The sequence below is a fragment of the Echinicola jeungdonensis genome, from assembly GCF_030409905.1.
Classification (GTDB): Bacteria; Bacteroidota; Bacteroidia; order Cytophagales; family Cyclobacteriaceae; genus Echinicola; species Echinicola jeungdonensis.
In genome coordinates this window covers 687,628-705,943 of record NZ_JAUFQT010000002.1, presented here as the reverse complement: position 1 = coordinate 705,943, position 18,316 = coordinate 687,628, and the positions used below count along the sequence as shown (strand labels likewise).

Here is an 18,316-nt window from a genome sequence, read left to right as displayed (position 1 = left end):
AAACGAAAAATGAGAAAGTTAATTTTATCTTTAGCGCTGGTCGGAATTGCTACCACCATTTCCTTCGGACAAAAGAAAGCAGTAAGACACGCTGAAAGAAATTTGAGAAAAGGGGATTTAAAAGAGGCCCTAACTGATATTGAAGGAGCTATTAAAGATCCTGAAACTGGAAAGGAATCTGAGACTTATATGATCAAAGGTAAAATCCTTACCAGCCAGTTTGCTTTGGATTCAACCAATACCATTTCTACGGTAGAAACTGGCCGGAATGCTTTCGATTCCTTTTCTAAAGCTATGGAGATGGAAGGTATGGATTCTACCAGTAAAGTAGGAAAAGAAATTTATCAGGACTACACCCCAGGCTTGCCTGAAAACCTACAAGGGCAAGGGGTTTATAAATTAAAAACCTCCTCCGTTAATAAAGGAATTAGCCGCTATGAGAAAGATGACCTGGAATTGGCTCATGAATTCTTTAGTTTAGCAGCCGATATTGATCCTGCAGATACTTCGATTGTTTTTAATGCAGGTTATACTGCCAACTCAATAGAAAAATATGATGCAGCCAAAAAATATTTGACCTGGTTATTGGATGATCCGGAATATAATAAGTTAAATGCTTATTATTTCCTTATCCAAATAGCTACTAGTCATGATGAAAATCCAGAAGAAGCTTATCGACTAGTTAAAGAAGCAAGGAAAGAATATCCTTCAGATAAAGGTCTTTCTGAATATGAGATTCAATTGTTGCTTCAATTGGAAAAAACAGATGAAGCCATGGCTTCCATCAAGGAATCACTGGAAAAAAATCCGGATGATGCTGCCATAAGATTGAGATATGGATACTTGAAAGAGCAATCTGGAGATTTGGAGGGTGCCCTGCAGGAATATGTTAAAGCTGTAGAAACTGACCCTGATTTTTATGAAGGAAATTACTATGCCGGAGCTTTGTATATCGATATGGCCAGGGATATCATCAATGAGGTGAATAACCTGCCTGATGATGAATGGGAAGCCAAGTCTGATGAAATGTTAGCAAAGGCTGATGAGCTTTACAAAAAAGCTATCCCTTATTTCACCAAAGCTATTGAGCAAAAACCGGACAATACAGAAGTTTTGCAGATCCTTTATCAAATCCATACCCGTTTAAAAAATGAGGATAAAGCAGCCGAATACGACAAAAAGCTGCAAGAACTTATTGGGCCTAACTGGATGGAAGGATAATATAAATCCCAATAATATTAAAAAAGGGTTGCTGTTGATCAGCAACCCTTTTTTTGTTTCAGTCCTTTTGATGTATTTTGGAGAATCAAATTTGTATAATAATCAAAAAAAGGATAACAGATTAAAGTTCAAAAATCAATCACTTGTATTTAATAATTATGGTCTGCGCAGGTTAATTTAAATCCCTCCTCATTTTTAAGGCCATTGATTGGGTGAAAAAACACCTCTAATATTCTTTTGGGGTCTAAAGGGGCCTAATGTAATTATTCCCGTAAAACCCCAATCTCCATAATCAATTCTTAATTTTTCAATAAAATTTAAATTTGATTTTTGATATTCCTATATCCTTATACCTTTGTGGTTGTTAAACAAAACTTTAGGGGTGTTCCGATATCTTTCGGAGCTGAGACATACCCTTGGAACCTGATCCCGGTAATGCGGGCGAAGGGAAAAGTGAGCCGTCCTTCCGACAGATTATTTTCATTCCTGAAGTTTTTTATTTTAATCCAAAAACAGATTTCTTATGAAGTTTCTCCTGAATGGGGAACCTTGTAATCAATCGGCTGAAGCCCTTACTCTTAGTGAAATGTTGGTTTCCAACCAAATTAAGGACCAAAGGGGCATCGCTATTGCCGTTAACCAACAAGTGGTTCCCAAAATCCAATGGAGTGATTTCCAACTTAATGAGAATGATGAAGTTTTGATCATTAAAGCAACTCAAGGAGGATAATCAAAAAAAAATTATGAAGGAACTTAATGAAAAGAAAATCGGTGATATCATCACCACCGACCCATTCCCCAATTCCAAAAAAGTTTTCGTATCCGGCAAAATCCACCCTATCAAGGTTGCCATGAGGGAAATTTCCCTGCATGATACTGTTTCGCACCTTGACAGGCATGAGACAGTGGAAAAAAATGCTCCGGTAACTGTATATGACACTAGTGGTCCCTATACAGATCCTGATGTGAAAATTGATGTAAAAAAAGGTCTTCCCAGACTTCGGGAACAATGGATTTTAGATTCAGGAGATGTTGAAAAATTGGAAAAATTATCTTCTGAATATGGCCAAAGAAGGTTGGATAACCCTTCCTTGGATAAATTCCGATTTGACCTGATCAAGCCGCCTTTCAAAGCCAAAGAAGGTAAAAATGTAAGCCAATTGCATTATGCAAAAAAGGGCATCATTACTCCGGAAATGGAATATATTGCCATTCGGGAAAATCAAAAAATTGAGGAAATTAACCATTCCGTCAAACAACATCCTGGGCAAAATTATGGAGCCAATACTCCAAAATCTTTTATTACCCCTGAGTTTGTAAGGGATGAGATAGCAAAGGGTCGTGCGGTTATTCCAGCTAATATCAACCACCCAGAAGCAGAACCCATGATTATCGGGAGAAACTTTCTGGTAAAAATCAATGCGAATATTGGTAATTCTGCCATTGGATCCAGTATTGAAGAGGAGGTAGAAAAAGCGGTATGGGCATGCCGATGGGGTGCTGATACCATTATGGACCTTTCCACCGGTAAAAATATCCACGAAACCAGGGAATGGATTCTTAGGAATTCTCCGGTTCCAATTGGAACTGTGCCTATTTATCAGGCCTTAGAAAAAGTGAATGGTAAGGCAGAAGACCTAACATGGGAGCTATTCAGGGATACATTAATCGAGCAAGCAGAACAAGGTGTGGATTACTTTACCATCCATGCAGGTGTATTGCTTCGTTATGTTCCTATGACTGCAAAAAGGGTTACTGGTATTGTTTCCCGTGGTGGTTCCATCATGGCAAAATGGTGCCTGTCCCACCACAAAGAAAATTTCCTTTATACCCATTTTGAGGAGATTTGTGAAATCATGAAGGCCTATAATGTTACCTTTTCCCTAGGGGATGGTCTTCGCCCTGGCTCCCTGGCAGATGCCAATGACCCAGCCCAATTTGCTGAATTGGAAACCTTAGGGGAATTGACCAAAGTAGCATGGAAACATGATGTTCAAACCATCATCGAAGGTCCTGGCCATGTTCCAATGCAATTGATCAAAGAAAATATGGACAAACAATTGGTTGAGTGTGGCGAAGCACCATTCTATACGCTTGGCCCATTGACCACGGATATTGCGCCAGGATATGATCATATCACCTCGGGTATTGGTGCTGCCATGATCGGATGGTATGGTTGTGCGATGTTGTGTTATGTAACCCCTAAAGAACACTTAGGGCTTCCAGAGAAAAAAGATGTTAAAGATGGTGTAATCACTTACAAGATTGCAGCTCATGCAGCTGACTTGGCCAAAGGTCACCCAGGTGCCCAATACAGGGATGATGCATTGAGTAAAGCAAGATTTGAATTCCGATGGGAAGACCAGTTCAACCTTTCCTTGGATCCTGATACGGCCAGATCATTCCATGATGCTACCTTACCTGCAGACGGTGCCAAAATTGCCCATTTCTGCAGCATGTGTGGACCTAACTTCTGTTCCATGAAGATTACTCAAGATGTGAGGGACTATGCTGATGAAAATGGTCTTAATGATGTGGATGCCATTGAAAAGGGAATGGAGGAAAAAGCTGATGAATTCAATAATAAAGGAGGGGAGATTTACCTTGACCAATAATGAAATTGATCCTGATCACCGATCCAGATCAACCTAATGATGAAATATCCACCCTGGTCCATTTATTGGACCAGGGGGTTTATAGGCTTCATATTCGGAAACCAGATTGGACGATCAATCAAGTGGAAAAATTATTGTTCCAAATTCCCGAAATTCATTACCCGAAAATTTCACTGCACCAATACCATCAGTTAACCTTTTCCATGAAATTGGGAGGGAATCACTTCAAAAGTAATCAGAAGGTGATTACTAGCCCTGGAAAAATATCCAGTAAATCATTTCATCACCTGGGCAATTTAATGGAAACGCCCTATCAGGGATTGGATTATGCTTTTTTAAGTCCCGTGTTTGATAGCATTTCCAAAAACGGCTATCACCAAAATTTTAATCCGTTGGATTTAAAATTATGGATCCGGAAAAATAAAGCTAAAATTCCCTTTTCACTAATTGCCTTGGGGGGGATTATTCCTCAAAAGGTAGCTATGGTAAATGAAATGGGTTTTGATGGAATTGCCGTTTTGGGGGCAATTTGGAAATTAAAGACTAAAAATGAAAGGGTTAATACTTTTCGGGAATTTATTAACTACATCCAAAATGAAGTATAGACAAATCAGTGTCCTACATTATATAACTCCGAACCTAGATCACCAGGATGATTATCTAAAGGATATTTCCAATGCTTGTCAAAATGGGGTTGAATGGGTACAGCTTAGGATGAAAAATTACCCTAAAGACCTGGTCTTGTCAACTGGGATGCAGGCGAAAAAAATCTGCGATCACTTTAATGCCAAGCTTATTATTAATGACTATCCAGAAATTGCTAATTATGTAGGTGCTTATGGGGTTCATGTTGGGAAAGAGGATGAAGCTGTGGTTGAAATAAAAAAACGATATGGCAATAAGCTTAAAATAGGAGCTACAGCTAATACATTTGAGGATATTGAAGCTGCAGCACCTTTTGTCGATTATATTGGTTTGGGTCCACTTAGATTTACCGCAACCAAGGAAAAACTGAGCCCTGTTTTGGGTTTGGAAGGTTACAGGGAAATTATTGAAAAATGCACCAACCAAGGCATTGACCTTCCTGTAATTGGAATTGGTGGAATTAGATTGGAGGATATGGATGACCTTAAAAAAACCGGACTCCATGGGGTTGCAGTATCTGGGTTGATTTATCAATCCTCTCATAACCAAGACACTATCCAACAAATAAAAAATAAATTTGCATATGTTGAGTATAGCCAATAAAAAATTTAATTCAAGGCTTTTTACGGGAACAGGAAAATTCCCCAATTATTCTTCTATGAAAGAAGCCTTGGAAGTTTCAGAATCCGAATTGGTAACTGTTGCCTTGAGAAGGGTAGATGTTCAGGATGAAGCCGATGATATGCTTAACCACATCTCCCATGAAAGGATGAATTTGCTGCCCAATACTTCTGGGGTAAGAACAGCTAAGGAAGCCGTTTTTGCTGCCCAGTTGGCGGCAGAAGCATTGGAAACCAATTGGGTCAAATTGGAAATCCATCCAGATCCTAAATATTTGTTGCCTGATCCCATTGAAACATTAAAGGCAACAGAGGAATTGGTGAAAGCAGGTTTTGTGGTTCTTCCTTATATTCATGCCGATCCGGTGCTTTGCAAAAGATTAGAAGAAGCTGGTGCAGCCGCAGTAATGCCTTTGGGGGCACCCATAGGTAGTAATAATGGATTAAGGACTTTGGATTTTCTAAAAATTATCATTGAGCAAAGTAATGTGCCAGTAGTAGTCGATGCTGGACTTGGGGTTCCATCCCATGCTGCCCAGGCTATGGAACTGGGTGCTGATGCTGTTTTGGTAAATACTGCAATAGCCGTAGCCCATGATCCGGTTCAAATGGCAAAGGCCTTTAAAATGGCTGTAGAAGCAGGAAGGATGGCATTTGAATGTGGTCCAGCAGCAGCAAGCAATCATGCGGTGTCCAGCAGTCCATTAACAGAATTCTTGTCTTATGAATAATTTTAATGAGCTTCTAGAAAAATATCCAGCAGAGGAATTAAATCAAAAGATACATCAAGTCAGTGCGGAACAGGTAAAGGCAGTATTGCAAAAAAAGGAAAAAAGCCTCAATGATTTCCTGGTAATGATTTCACCAGCTGCGGCCCCTTTTCTGGAAGAAATGGCCATCCAAAGCAGGGAATTGACCCTGCAAAGATTTGGCAACAATATGCAGATGTTTGCACCACTTTACCTTTCCAATGAGTGTCAAAATATTTGTACCTATTGTGGATTTAGCTACAATAATAAACTTCCCCGCAAGACCCTTTCTGATAAAGAAATTCTGAAGGAAGTCGAGGTGCTCAAATCAATGGGTTTTGACCATGTTCTCCTTGTTACTGGAGAGGCTAATAAAACGGTGGGGGTTGACTATTTGGATCATGCCATTCAGGTCATTAAACCACATTTTGCCAATGTCAGCATTGAAGTACAGCCCCTGGATCAGGATGAATATGAAAGGCTGATCAAAAGCGGTCTTCACAGTGTTTTGGTTTATCAGGAAACCTATCATAGGGAGGCTTATAAGGAATACCATCCCAAAGGGAAGAAATCAAATTTCGATTATCGTTTGGAAACTCCTGACAGGTTGGGAAGAGCTGGCATCCACAAAATTGGTATTGGTTCACTAATTGGTCTGGAAGACTGGCGGGTGGACAGTTTTTATACAGCTATGCACCTGGAATATCTTGAAAAGAAATATTGGAAAACAAAATATGCCATATCTTTTCCTCGCCTAAGACCACATTCCGGTGGGCAAGAACCTAAGGTGGCTATGAATGACCGGGAATTGGTACAATTGATTTGTGCTTATAGGCTTTTTAACCCTGATGTAGAATTGTCGCTATCCACAAGGGAAACCGAACACTTTAGAAATCACGTCATTAAATTGGGCATCACTTCTATGAGTGCAGGGTCAAAAACCAATCCTGGAGGTTACGCAGTGGAGAAACAATCCCTGGAACAATTTGAAATTTCAGATGAAAGAAGTCCTGAAAAAATAGCGCAATTGTTAAAAAATAGTGGGTACCAACCTGTTTGGAAGGATTGGGATCCTGTATTGCAATATGCAGAATAATAAATCAATAAGATATAGCAGGCATTATTCTTTGCCCGGTTTTGGCAAGGAAAAACAAGAATTACTGGAAAAAAGTAAGGTATTGGTAATAGGGGCAGGTGGATTGGGCTGTCCAGTCCTCCAATACCTTACTGCCGCTGGTATAGGAACTTTGGGCATTGTTGATGGGGATAAAGTTGAACTTTCCAATCTCCAAAGGCAGGTGCTGTTCAGCATGGATGATATTGGTCATAGCAAAGCTGAAATTGCCGAAAAAAAATGAAATTGTTAAATCCCGAAGTGAAATTTAAGGTTTACAGGGAATTTCTCAATCATGAAAATGCCATAGAAATTATCAGGGAATTTGATGTGGTAGTGGATGGCACTGATAATTTCAATTCCCGGTACCTCATCAATGATGTGGCAGTAATGTTAGGCAAGCCGGTTGTTTTTGGCTCTATACTGGGATTTGAAGGTCAGGTATCTGTATTTAATTGGGGAGAAAAAGGCCCAACCTACCGTTGTGTATTTCCGGAAGCCCCTGATCCTTTAAACTCTCCAAGTTGTAGTGAGCTTGGGGTTATTGGGATTTTGCCAGGAATGATTGGAAGTTTTCAGGCCAATGAAGTGATCAAAATCTGCACGGGAATCGGGCAACCTTTAAGCGGTAAACTTTTAATTTATAATGCATTGACCAATGGTCAAATAACCCTTTCAGTTTCTCAGATCCCTGAAAATAAAAAGGTTCAAAATCTGGATGCTACCAATTTTGTTTGTAATTCACCCTCTAATGGATTAGAGGTATCAATTGAGGAATTTCTCCAGGATGAGGATTATTGGAAGGAAAAAATCATTGACCTCCGGTCAAAAGGTGAATTTCATCAATTCAATAGAGGAGGAAGAAATCTTCCTTTGCAAAAGTTAGCTATCCAATTCAAAGAACTGGAGAAAGGCCGGGAAATATTATTGGTATGCCAATCCGGTCAAAGAAGCCAAAAAGCTATGGAGTTTTTGATGGATAATGGATATAAAAATGTAAAACACCTTAAAGGAGGTTTGCAGGGGTTGGAAGATAATTAATGGCTATAAATGGTTTCTATAAATGCTATTGAAAGATTGGGCTATTTCCACACAATACTGGTGAAAATTTATTAAATTGATTCCTTACCAGGGAGTTATGCCCAATTTCACTTTTAATAATTTTAGAACCCAAAATTTAAAAGCCTATGTCTATTGTAAAAGTAATTGAAGTCATTGCCCATTCGGACAAAAGTTTTGATGATGCGGTAAAAAATGCGTTAACAGATGCTTCCAAAACCGTAAAAAATATCAAATCTATTAATGTTGAAAATATGAACGCCAAGGTGGAAAATAACCAGATTGTTTCCTATGGTGTGAATGCAAAAATTTCTTTTGAAATAAGTTAAGTTATTTTCTAAATTAGTTGATCCCTTGAAAAAGCTTTATGATGCTCTTTTCAAGGGATCAATTATTTTATACCCTTAATCAGACATATGAAAACTTTAAACTTTAAAAACGGTGACCAAATGCCCATTTTGGGCCTGGGAACCTGGCAATCTGAGCCGGGAGAGGTCTTTAAAGCCGTAATCGAAGCCATTAAAATAGGGTATAGGCATATTGATTGTGCCTACATTTATAAAAATGAAAAGGAAATAGGAGAGGCATTGGCCAAAGCTTTTAAGGATGGTTTGGTTAAAAGGGAGGAACTTTGGATTACTTCTAAACTTTGGAATGACTCTCATGAGGAGCATCAGGTTTTTTCAGCCTTGGAAAATACCCTCAAGGATTTACAATTGGATTATTTGGACCTCTATTTGGTACATTGGCCCCTTGCTTTGAAAAAAGGGGTGGATTTTCCTGAAGGTACGGGAGATTTCTTGACCCTTGACCAGGCCCCATTATCCAAAACCTGGAAAAAAATGGAAGAGGCAAAAGAAAAGGGACTGGTAAAACACATTGGAGTATCCAATTTTAAAATCCAAAAGCTTCATGATTTGATGGAGTCGGCCACAATTGCTCCTGAAATGAATCAAATTGAAATGCATCCTTTTTTACCCCAATATGAATTGGTAGGATATTGCAAGGAAAAAGGTATCCACCTTACTGCTTATGCACCCTTAGGAGCTGCCTATCGGGTGCATTCGGAAGAGGACCTGAAATTACCCTTACTTCTTGAAAACACCACCGTCCTTGATATTGCCCAAAGACATCAAGCAACACCTGCCCAAGTGGTACTGGCGTGGGGAATGGCGAGAGGAACAGCTGTGATTCCTAAATCAGTAAATCCACATCGTTTAAAGGAAAATTTTGACGCTATTAACCTTAAACTTAATGAATCTGAATTAGCCTTATTAAATCAATTGGAAGGACCATACCGGTTTACCACAGGGGAACTCTGGACTGCTTTTAATAGCCCTTATTCTAAGTCAGATTTTTGGGAGGAATACACCTAAAGAACAAATATTAAATATTAAAATCCAATAGCAGGCGCAGTAATTTCTGCGCCTATTTTCTTTAAAATTCTATTTTTTCCTTTATTTATCTGCAAAGATCCCTGCAAAAACAAAATCAATAAAGGTTGACCTAATCAATCCCGATGGGCAAATGAAGATTTCCTTTTACCAATTATCCTCATCAATATCCTCATCATTTTCCTCATCTTGATCATTTTCTTGTTCCATTTTCAACCATTCATTAAAAATGGAGAGGCCTTCTTGATGGCTCTTTAGCTCTGCATTTAATAAAAAATTATTGGCATCCAAAAGGGCTTCGTAAGTAGGTTGTTGAATATGTTTGGGAATCTTTAAAATCCTGGAATCCCCTTTTTCAAATGGGGGACTAATTTTTGAATTGAACCAAAACGGAATAAGGGTGGTCGAACAACTTATTCCAATCTTATCAATACGGTTTTCCAAAAAATAATCCTGTAACCTTTTATTTATTTGTTCAAAAAACTCCAAAGTTTCCCCAAGCCTTACCCTGGACCCCGCTCTTGATTTCCCCTTTGTCTTGAGGTGTTTGATCTGGCTTTTTCCTTGTTTTTTTCTAACCATATAAGCCCTAAAAACCTTGTGGTCAAGGTTTTCTCCATTTTCAAAATACCCCACACTTGCCAGACCAGACCGGATTATCACCAAAACATAATTGACCATTTCATCCGGATTTTCAAAGTATTCTTCAGGAGGGGGCAGGCTAATTGGAAGTCTTAATCTTAGCAATTCCCTCTGGCCATCAAAAAAACTCATTTGATGCTTATTGTCTTGATAATCAAATGGAATTTGGTTGTACTTGATATGAGCAAGTATTTTTTTGCAATGCCTTTGTGTAATTAGCCGTTGTTCCATTATTAAAATTTAAAAAACCTATTTTCCGGCCCTTGGTGATTAACTTGTATATTTGGCAAATTACCAAAAAACTAAAGAAAGATGGCCGAATCAATCGATCAATTGATCCAAAATATGTGTAATAAAGCTGATGAAGATGCCTTCCTGTATGCTGATAAATTGTCTCAAATCGGGACAAAGGAGGTATTGGAGAAATTAATTGAAATTTTAAAAGGGGAGGACATTGAGGATGCCTATTTAGCTGTAAGAGCCCTCTCCCAGATGGAAAATAATCAGGAAGCTTTGGAACCATTAATGGAAATCATCCATTCACCAGCAAATAAGGACAAAAATGGAATTTTTGTTCAATACCTGGAAGGATTTGATTTGAGCCAAAAATTTGTTGATATCCTTAGGTTGTATTTGTTTGGCAATTTTAAGACCTCATTTTTGGCTAAAAATTATTTGGATTACACCGAGTTTGATATCACTCCAAGGGTTATCAGAAAAGCAGAAAAGCATTGGAAACATTTTCAGCATAATTGTAACCATGATCATACTTATGAAATAAAAAAACAGGAAGTAGAATCTATATTGGGAGATTTGAAAGCCATGTTTGAGGAATAAACCTTCATTATAATAGGAGGGGTTTTAATCGCATTTATTGGGCTATTTTCCTGAAATTGAGGTGAAAGAATTGTAAATTGGGTTTAAATTCTTAAAGATTTAAACCCAAAAAATGATGTTGAAAGTCTTCCTGTTTTTGTTGGTGATGGGCCAAATTCTTCCGATAAAGGCCCAAAATCACTATCCTTCTACCTCAGTCCAAATTAAAACAGCCGTATTGGCTGCGCCTGAATATAGCAGGGAAAATGCTTTGGTTTATGGTTATAATTCAAATGGGGAATTAAAGGTTATCAGGGAAGGTTCTAATGAAATGATTTGCATTGCAGATGACCCTGAGAAGGAAGGGTTTAATGTGGTTTGTTATCATAAAGACTTGGAACCTTTTATGGAAAGAGGGAGAGAGTTGAAAAAAGAGGGGAAATCTTTTCAGGAAATTTTTGAAATCAGGGAGAAGGAGGTGAAGGAAGGAATACTAAATATGCCGCAAGATGGGGCTACTTTGTATGTCCTTACAGCTCCAAAGGAAAATTATGATCCTTTGACAGGAGAAATAACAAATTCTTATTTTCGCTATGTGGTTTACATTCCATTTGCAACAGTGGAAAGCACTGGTCTTCCATTAAAACCGGAAGCTCCTGGAATGCCCTGGATAATGGATCCAGGTACACACCGTGCTCACATAATGATCACTCCCCCAAAGAAATTTGGTGATGGTGAAAAATAAGGAAAAGTCCGTGAACCTGTCCCCTAAGAAATGGGAATTTGGGTTTCCAACCAGGCTTGGATTCATCATAGATAATTTTTTAAAAACAAATTTTCCTTTAATCCATATTCTTTGGAAAACCTAAGGGCAGTAAACTAAAAACGACACCCAGTTTCCAAGGTGTCATTCCAATATAAAAGGTAAATTATCCTTCTTTCTTTTTAGCTTCTTGCTTGGCTTTTTTAGCCAATCTTTTTTCCTTCAGGCTTTTTACTGGTTCCTTTTTGGCCATTTCTTTTTTACCCCTTTATCCTTTGACATGACGATAGAAATTAAATAAAACATGAACTTATAGAAGCTCTAAATAGTCGCCTGGGAACTCTTTTTAAGTTGGACCTTTAAAAAAGAGGTAAGGTGATTATAAGATTTTCTTTAGGAAATTTAAGGAAGTTTTTTCATTAAAAATCCAAGTATTCAATAATTATTTTTTAAAGTTATTTTCCTTATAATCAGCAACTAGTGGGGTGGCCTTCATAGAAAAAAAGTACATCTTGATCAAGATGACCATGGATTGATCTATATTTCCTAGTGCCCTTAAAATAATACGGTATCAAGCCCTTTTAAAAATTAGGAATTGGGTTTATTTTTCTTCCCTTCAGCTTTATCATCAGTAGGCTCCGGAGGAGTATCGGTGATATTGCCGAATTCATCCACATAAGCAATCATATCTTCCAATTTACCACTGGATTCCTGTTGCTTTCTCTCTAGCTTGTTTTCAAATTTTTCCTTTTTCTTCTTGGCTTTTCTATCTGCCTTCTGTTTTTTAATGAAACTGTTATTGGATCTTCCCATATATATTGTTTAAGTTCAGAATTTTCAAGGCAAATTATCCCACTAATAAAATCCTCTTCGGTAAATATTGAGAGAAAAGGATAATTACATTCCATTTGACAGGGAATAAACCTGGAAATAGAAAATAATTGGATTAGAAGGGGGTTGGCTTGAATGAGTTAAACAAAGGTCAATAAAATTGTGATGGGAAACTAATTTATTGCCGTTTATTTCCCTCTTCTTTTTACTCCCCGGACTGCTTCTGCTTCCAAGGGGTTTTCCGGCCATTGGTGTTTTGGATACCTTCTTTTTAACTCCTTTTTAACTTCAAAATAGGCATTTTCCCAGAAACTCCTCAAATCACCTGTGATCTGTACCGGTTTAAAGCCTGGGGATAATAAATGCACCATTAATGGGGTATTTCCTTCATTTACTTTTGGGCTGTCCAATAACCCAAAAACCTCCTGAAGCCGAACCTCTAATACTGGTAGCTCGCCATCCTGGGAATATTTGATTTTTACCCGGGATCCAGAGGGGACTTTAATTTTTTCCGGAGCTAGTACTTCAAGTTGGTTTTGCAATTCAAATGGTAAATCATGAAACAATATTTTTTTAAGATCCAGTTTTTTTAAATCTTCCGGTTTCTCAATTCCTTGAATATAAGGAATTAACATATCCGGTTTTTTTGTAATTGCCCCGGAACTCAGGTCTGGCCAATTTTCATCAGGCCTCCATATTCGCAAGCTGTTGATCCTGTTTTGGAATTGTTCCACCTCTTTGTCAAAGTTTAATAACCTTTCACCTTCATTTTGTATGGCTTTGTAAATTGCCTTTTCCTTAAGGGAAGGATCAAAATGTTTAAGGGGCTTTTTCTTCAAAACAATGTGACCGATTCGCCATTGTTTTTCTGCAATAAAACCACCCTTATGGGTTTCCCAATTGACTACCTCTTGTTCTTTAACCATCGGTGCGAGGTATTCTGGATCTAAAGGGGCAGCCATAAAAATTTTTCCCATCCCATCCCTTGCGTCAATATGGGAAATACAAATCCAAGGTTCATGGGCAAGGTGATCCAAATGGGACATCATCGCCAATTTTCCATTGGTCAATTGAAATTGGGCATTATTACCAGGTCTTGCATGGGCAATCCTCTCTGGGTAGGCATAGGTCAATAATAAACCGGTATCCAAGTGATCAAAGGAAACATTCTCTATTTCGATCCTAAAAAGTTTTCGATAGTTTCCTGCTACCATTTCGATTTTGGCCAATTTTTTCCCTTTCCTTTTTTGATCACGATGTCTACGTAAAGCTTCCAACCTAAGGTTAAAATCAGTCCCCATTTCCTTATCCAGAGGATCTCTTTCATCCAAAAGGGCAGCAATATCAGTGGCCAAAGGCAGTTTACCTAGTCCTTTAGCTTTGATTAACATATGGGCTATTCTGGGATGGCAAGGTAAATCCCTAATCAGCTTCCCATGGGAGGTGATTTTACCCTCCGAAATGGCTCCTAATTCTTCCAACAATTCCCTGGCTTGGTTTAGTGCTCCTTGGGGAGGGGGGGTTAGCCAAGTCATTTTATTTATATCATCAATTCCCCATTGAACCAGGTCCAAAAATAAAGAGGCTAAATCTGCCTCAAGGATTTCCGGAACTCTAAATGGTTTCATCCTGTCTTCAGTAGCCCTGGTCCAAAGCCTATAGCAAGTGCCTGGTCCCAAACGCCCCGCTCTCCCAGCTCTTTGGTCTGCAGCATCTTTGGTTATGGGAGTTGTTACCAACCTTGAAAGTCCTGAACGAGGATCAAAAAGGGAGGAACGGCCAAATCCGGAATCCACCACCGTATGGATACCTTCAATGGTCAAACTGGTTTCTGCAATAGAGGTAGCCAGGACCACTTTCCTTTTACCCTTTGGGTGGGGAAATATGGCTTTTTGTTGTTGATAAAGGGGAAGTTGGCCAAACAAGGGACAAATTTCCATTTGGGGCAATTTGGTTTTCAGGATGTCCTCACATTTTTTGATTTCACCCTGCCCTGGTAAAAATGCCAATATATCACCATGCTGTTCCGTGCAAGCAGTCTGAATTATACTTGCCGTGGATTCAGGAATTGACCATTCATCCGTTTCATGGGTATGGATAATATTAACAGGATACTGCTTTCCTTTACTTTCTACTATAGGTGCCTCTAATAACTGGGACAATAGGGGCAAATCTAAGGTGGCCGACATAACCAATATCCTTAGGTCAGGTCTAAGTATTTGTTGGACTTCTCTACACAAGGCCATAGCAACATCCGCATGGATATTTCGCTCATGAAATTCATCAAAAATAACCAAACCAACATCCTCCAATGCGTTGTCATTATGGATCATCCTTGTAAGAATACCTTCCGTAAGCACCTCAATACGGGTTTGACTTGTAGTTTGATTTTCAAATCGAATCCGAAAACCTACATTTTTTCCAATGTCTTCTCCCAATAAGTCCGCCATCCTCTTTGCAATGGATTTTGCGGCTAACCTTCTAGGTTCCAACATTAAAATTTTTTTTCCTGCCAACCATAATTCCTCTAATAAGGCCAAAGGAACGACCGTACTTTTCCCTGCTCCAGGAGGTGCATTTAAAATCAAGGTATTATGGTCTGATAGTTTTTCCCGGGCCTGGGGTAAAATTTCTACTACAGGTAGGTCAATTGTTTTTGGATGAAAAGCCAAGTGTATTCAGGATTTTTGCTCAAAGGTACTCTTTGAAAAATTGGAATTCAATAGGCCTGAAGTATAATCCTAAATTGAAAAGTAAAAGAAAGAGGAGGGATATAAAAAAAAATCCGACCAGCTTTGGGTCGGATTTTAAATACTGATTTAATGTATGCTTATTCTATGATTGCTTTGAATTTGGTATGATTCCATTTTACTTCAATCCCATCATCAACAATTTTATAAACTAACATTTCTTCCATTTCATCCATTTCTTCCACAGGAACAGTTACCCTTAATGCATCTTTGGATTCATCATAATCATATGCTCCCCATTGTTTGGCAACGGTATTAAAGATAAAAACTGACTCTTCCTCACCAGGGAGTATGAAAAAGCTATATTTACCGGCAGGTAAGGTTTCCCCTTGGATTTTAAGGTCCTTATCAGTTTCAAATGTAGTTGCGTTATTCGCACCGGCTCTCCAAACTTTTCCATAGGGTACCAAACCACCAAAAATTTCCCTTCCTTTTACAGATGGGCTATGGTAATGGATTGAAATTTTTGCCCCATTGATTTCACCTTCAACAGATTCCGGAGGACTGGCCATTTTCTTTTCTTCTTGGGCCATCACGCTCATGCATATAAATAAGCCGAAGATGGTTGACATCATTAGCTTTGCAACTGATAATTTTTTCATGGTTTATTTTTTTTTAGGTTTTCGACAATATACCTAAAATTCAATTGAAATCATTAGAGATATAAATGGGGAATCGGCAAAATTTTATTCCCATTTTCATTAGGAAGGTTAATGGTCTTATTTGATTTTAAATGGATATTACCACTTAAGCATAACACCTTTTCTTATAAGGATATGGGTATTCTTAAATAGATAGTCATAAAAAAAGAAGGTGACCATTTGGTCACCTTCTTTTTTTTCCTTTTGACTATGCTATCACTCCAGATCCAATACTTTCTTCACCATCATACCAAGCAACAAACTGCCCTGAAGCTATTCCTTTTTGAGGCTTTTCGAAAAGTACATATAAACCATTTTTCTTCATGATCAGGGTAGCCCAGCTCAATGGCTGCCTGTAACGGATCCTTGCCAAATACCTTTTGCTTTGACCTGGAGTCAACTCCAGGTCTTTCCTGATCCAATGGATATCCTTAGCAGGAACGAAAAGGCCATTTCTCATCAACCCAGGATGGTCTTCTCCAAGACCGGTATAAATTACGTTTTCCTGAGTATCCGTACCAATGACAAATAAGGGTTTCCCAGTTCCTCCAACATTCAGGCCTTTCCTTTGACCCACTGTAAAATAATGGGCTCCATTATGTTCAGCTATTTTTTTTCCCTGATCTTTTTGATAGTGGACCGGCAAACATATTTGCTCAAGGGCTTCCTGGTCCAAATCTTCAGGAGCCATCCCAGCAGGAACTTTTTGATGTTGATAAATTGGCAAATCTTCTGGTACAACCACAATTGGCCCTTTTTTGGGCTTTAATTGTTGCTGAAGGAATTCGGGTAACCTTACCTTTCCAACAAAGCAAAGGCCCTGGCTATCCTTTTTATCAGCCGTTACTAATTCTTGTTCCTTGGCAATTTGTCTGACTTCAAATTTTTGAAGATGGCCAATAGGAAACAACGCCTTTGCCAATTGATCTTGGGTCAATTGGCAAAGAAAATAACTTTGATCTTTGTTGGGGTCTGCACCTGCAAGAAGTTGGAATACTTTATGTCCATTTACTTCAATTTCACCTTTTTGGCAATAATGCCCGGTGGCCACATAATTGGCCTTTAACTTTTGGGCTGCTTTTAAAAAAATATCAAACTTAATTTCCCGGTTACAAAGAACATCCGGATTAGGAGTCCTGCCTGCTTCATATTCAGCAAACATATAATCCACAATTCTTTCCCGGTATTCCTCACTTAAATCAATAGCTTGAAAGGGAATTCCTAATTTTTCGGCTACCAACATGGCATCAGTACTATCTTCCATCCAAGGACATTCGTTGGAAATAGTTACGGATTCATCATGCCAGTTTTTCATAAACATCCCAATGACTTCATATCCTTGTTGTTGAAGCAAGTAGGCTGTCACGGAACTGTCCACGCCACCTGAGAGGCCAACTACGACCCTGGTCTTTTTATTCATACTTTAATCTATTTTCATGGATTAAAGGTCCATGAGGTTTTAATTATTTTCTAGCAACGAAAATTACTGTGTTTTAAGTTCAACAATCCCGTTTTTCTTTAGCAGGCAAAGTTAATTAAAATCATCAAGAGAGGGAATGGCCAGATTAATTCCTTAACAGGAAAGAAATATTTAGGATCAATATATTTCCCAATGAATCCGGTTTTAATTTTTATGAATCCCAAATTATACCTATATTAATATAAATACTTAGAAAAATATAAGTATTGAAAAATAAAGAAAAGATAAAAATAAATTAAGATTTTATAGATTCTTCGAAAGAATCTTTCCCATTGGGCCTCAATAATTTTATTGTTCTAACTAATTGAAATTGAAAAAGAAAAACTTATGAACATGCGACAACTAATTAAAGATGCCATTAAAATAATAAAAGAAAACAAGGAAAAATTTATCTATGTAGATAGTAAAGGCAAAGTGCTCAAATTGGAAGAAGCAGCAAAAAAAGGAATTCCGGTAACCCCAGTAGATGTGAGGCACAAAGCCTTGGGAAAATTGAAAGAAAAGGGGATAGACCTATTGGATGGCCCATTTAGAAAAGACCTTCAAGAGTTAATTGACCTTGTAGGGGGAACAAATCATAGCCATAAACCCATTGCCCTAAATGCTGAAGGCCTACCCAAAAAAGTTTATAATAAAGATGAAATTTTGGAAAAATGGTTTGAGTATGCCATGGAAGAAGAGAATGCCAGTGCGGAAGAATTTGCTGATCACCATCATATAGGTTACCAAACTTTGGCCAAATGGATTAACGATGTCAAACCCAGGTAAATAAATTAGTGGTTAAATGTTATGAAGGAGCCCTGGAGGGTTCCTTTTTTTATTTTAGATATTTTAGAAGAATAGATCTTTTAATTACTGGTTATCCATTTAATAAATTGCAGGGAAAATTTATCAGGAAAACCTGTGAAAAAAATGGAGTTCAACAATTCCTTTCAATCTGCGTTTATCTGCCCACCAGAGCAGATTCGTTGATCCT

The 18,316-nt window shown here is 38.2% G+C and carries 18 protein-coding genes, 1 pseudogene and 1 riboswitch; of the genes and pseudogenes, 14 read left to right on the top strand and 5 right to left on the bottom strand.

Annotated features, from left to right (window positions below; genetic code table 11):
• The first annotated feature begins 9 nt into the window (after positions 1-9).
• The 11 genes and pseudogenes from QWY93_RS16215 (at position 10) to QWY93_RS16165 (ending at position 9,399) form a co-directional block, all read left to right on the top strand.
• Positions 10-1,221, top strand: coding sequence for a tetratricopeptide repeat protein (locus tag QWY93_RS16215; protein WP_290249469.1), 1,212 nt, complete (start codon positions 10-12; stop codon positions 1,219-1,221).
• Positions 1,222-1,589: 368 nt separating this feature from the next.
• A riboswitch (TPP riboswitch) is annotated at positions 1,590-1,688 on the top strand.
• 56 nt (positions 1,689-1,744) lie between these two features.
• Positions 1,745-1,951 carry a sulfur carrier protein ThiS gene (gene thiS / locus QWY93_RS16210; protein ID WP_290249467.1) on the top strand — a complete coding sequence of 69 codons (207 nt, stop codon included), beginning with the start codon at positions 1,745-1,747 and terminating at the stop codon, positions 1,949-1,951.
• A gap of 13 nt (positions 1,952-1,964) precedes the next feature.
• The gene (gene thiC / locus QWY93_RS16205) at positions 1,965-3,836 is read left to right on the top strand and encodes a phosphomethylpyrimidine synthase ThiC (protein WP_290249465.1); all 1,872 of its coding nucleotides are present in this window, start codon (positions 1,965-1,967) and stop codon (positions 3,834-3,836) included.
• Positions 3,836-4,441 (top strand): thiamine phosphate synthase, encoded by a 606-nt coding sequence (locus tag QWY93_RS16200; RefSeq protein WP_290249464.1) that lies wholly within the window; start codon positions 3,836-3,838, stop codon positions 4,439-4,441. The genes thiC and QWY93_RS16200 overlap by 1 nt, the downstream gene beginning before the upstream one ends.
• Entirely contained in the window at positions 4,431-5,084 is a 654-nt protein-coding gene (gene thiE, locus QWY93_RS16195; RefSeq protein WP_290249463.1) for a thiamine phosphate synthase, read from the top strand. Before QWY93_RS16200 ends, thiE begins: the two co-directional genes overlap by 11 nt.
• The gene (locus tag QWY93_RS16190) at positions 5,065-5,832 is read left to right on the top strand and encodes a thiazole synthase (RefSeq protein ID WP_290249462.1); all 768 of its coding nucleotides are present in this window, start codon (positions 5,065-5,067) and stop codon (positions 5,830-5,832) included. Before thiE ends, QWY93_RS16190 begins: the two co-directional genes overlap by 20 nt.
• Entirely contained in the window at positions 5,825-6,946 is a 1,122-nt protein-coding gene (thiH, locus tag QWY93_RS16185) for a 2-iminoacetate synthase ThiH (RefSeq protein WP_290249460.1), read from the top strand. The genes QWY93_RS16190 and thiH overlap by 8 nt, the downstream gene beginning before the upstream one ends.
• Positions 6,936-7,567: pseudogene (locus tag QWY93_RS19785) on the top strand (HesA/MoeB/ThiF family protein); the annotation flags it as partial. The gene thiH and the pseudogene QWY93_RS19785, both read left to right, overlap by 11 nt.
• The gene (locus tag QWY93_RS19780; RefSeq protein ID WP_353959666.1) at positions 7,553-8,005 is read left to right on the top strand and encodes a rhodanese-like domain-containing protein; all 453 of its coding nucleotides are present in this window, start codon (positions 7,553-7,555) and stop codon (positions 8,003-8,005) included. The pseudogene QWY93_RS19785 and the gene QWY93_RS19780, both read left to right, overlap by 15 nt.
• Positions 8,006-8,151: 146 nt before the next feature.
• Positions 8,152-8,352, top strand: a complete 201-nt coding sequence (locus tag QWY93_RS16170; protein WP_290249456.1) for a dodecin family protein — start codon at positions 8,152-8,154, stop codon at positions 8,350-8,352.
• An 87-nt stretch (positions 8,353-8,439) separates the two neighbouring features.
• Positions 8,440-9,399, top strand: coding sequence for an aldo/keto reductase (locus QWY93_RS16165; protein ID WP_290249455.1), 960 nt, complete (start codon positions 8,440-8,442; stop codon positions 9,397-9,399).
• A gap of 165 nt (positions 9,400-9,564) precedes the next feature.
• Here the strand turns inward: QWY93_RS16165 and QWY93_RS16160 are convergent, their stop codons facing one another.
• Positions 9,565-10,290: a hypothetical protein gene (locus QWY93_RS16160; RefSeq protein WP_290249452.1), complete on the bottom strand. Its 726-nt coding sequence runs from the start codon at positions 10,288-10,290 to the stop codon at positions 9,565-9,567.
• Between the two features lie 81 nt (positions 10,291-10,371).
• Here QWY93_RS16160 and QWY93_RS16155 point away from each other — a divergent pair, with 81 nt between their 5' ends.
• Together QWY93_RS16155 and QWY93_RS16150 are read left to right on the top strand one after the other, a co-directional pair.
• Positions 10,372-10,896, top strand: coding sequence for a HEAT repeat domain-containing protein (locus tag QWY93_RS16155; RefSeq protein ID WP_290249450.1), 525 nt, complete (start codon positions 10,372-10,374; stop codon positions 10,894-10,896).
• A 115-nt stretch (positions 10,897-11,011) separates the two neighbouring features.
• Positions 11,012-11,620 (top strand): hypothetical protein, encoded by a 609-nt coding sequence (locus tag QWY93_RS16150; RefSeq protein ID WP_379945411.1) that lies wholly within the window; start codon positions 11,012-11,014, stop codon positions 11,618-11,620.
• Between the two features lie 606 nt (positions 11,621-12,226).
• On the opposite strand, the gene QWY93_RS16145 is transcribed toward QWY93_RS16150, so the two are convergent.
• From QWY93_RS16145 to mnmA, 4 genes are all read right to left on the bottom strand, one after another.
• A complete protein-coding gene (locus QWY93_RS16145; RefSeq protein ID WP_290249448.1) occupies positions 12,227-12,451 on the bottom strand; it encodes a cold-shock protein in 225 nt (74 codons plus the stop codon).
• A 206-nt stretch (positions 12,452-12,657) separates the two neighbouring features.
• Positions 12,658-15,141 (bottom strand): ATP-dependent helicase HrpB, encoded by a 2,484-nt coding sequence (gene hrpB, locus QWY93_RS16140; RefSeq protein ID WP_290249446.1) that lies wholly within the window; start codon positions 15,139-15,141, stop codon positions 12,658-12,660.
• 158 nt (positions 15,142-15,299) lie between these two features.
• Positions 15,300-15,821, bottom strand: coding sequence for a DUF2911 domain-containing protein (locus QWY93_RS16135; RefSeq protein ID WP_290249444.1), 522 nt, complete (start codon positions 15,819-15,821; stop codon positions 15,300-15,302).
• 247 nt (positions 15,822-16,068) lie between these two features.
• Entirely contained in the window at positions 16,069-17,280 is a 1,212-nt protein-coding gene (gene mnmA, locus QWY93_RS16130; protein WP_290249443.1) for a tRNA 2-thiouridine(34) synthase MnmA, read from the bottom strand.
• 393 nt (positions 17,281-17,673) lie between these two features.
• Here mnmA and QWY93_RS16125 point away from each other — a divergent pair, with 393 nt between their 5' ends.
• Complete coding sequence (locus QWY93_RS16125; protein ID WP_290249441.1) at positions 17,674-18,108, top strand: hypothetical protein; 435 nt, start codon at positions 17,674-17,676, stop codon at positions 18,106-18,108.
• The last annotated feature ends 208 nt before the right edge of the window (positions 18,109-18,316 follow it).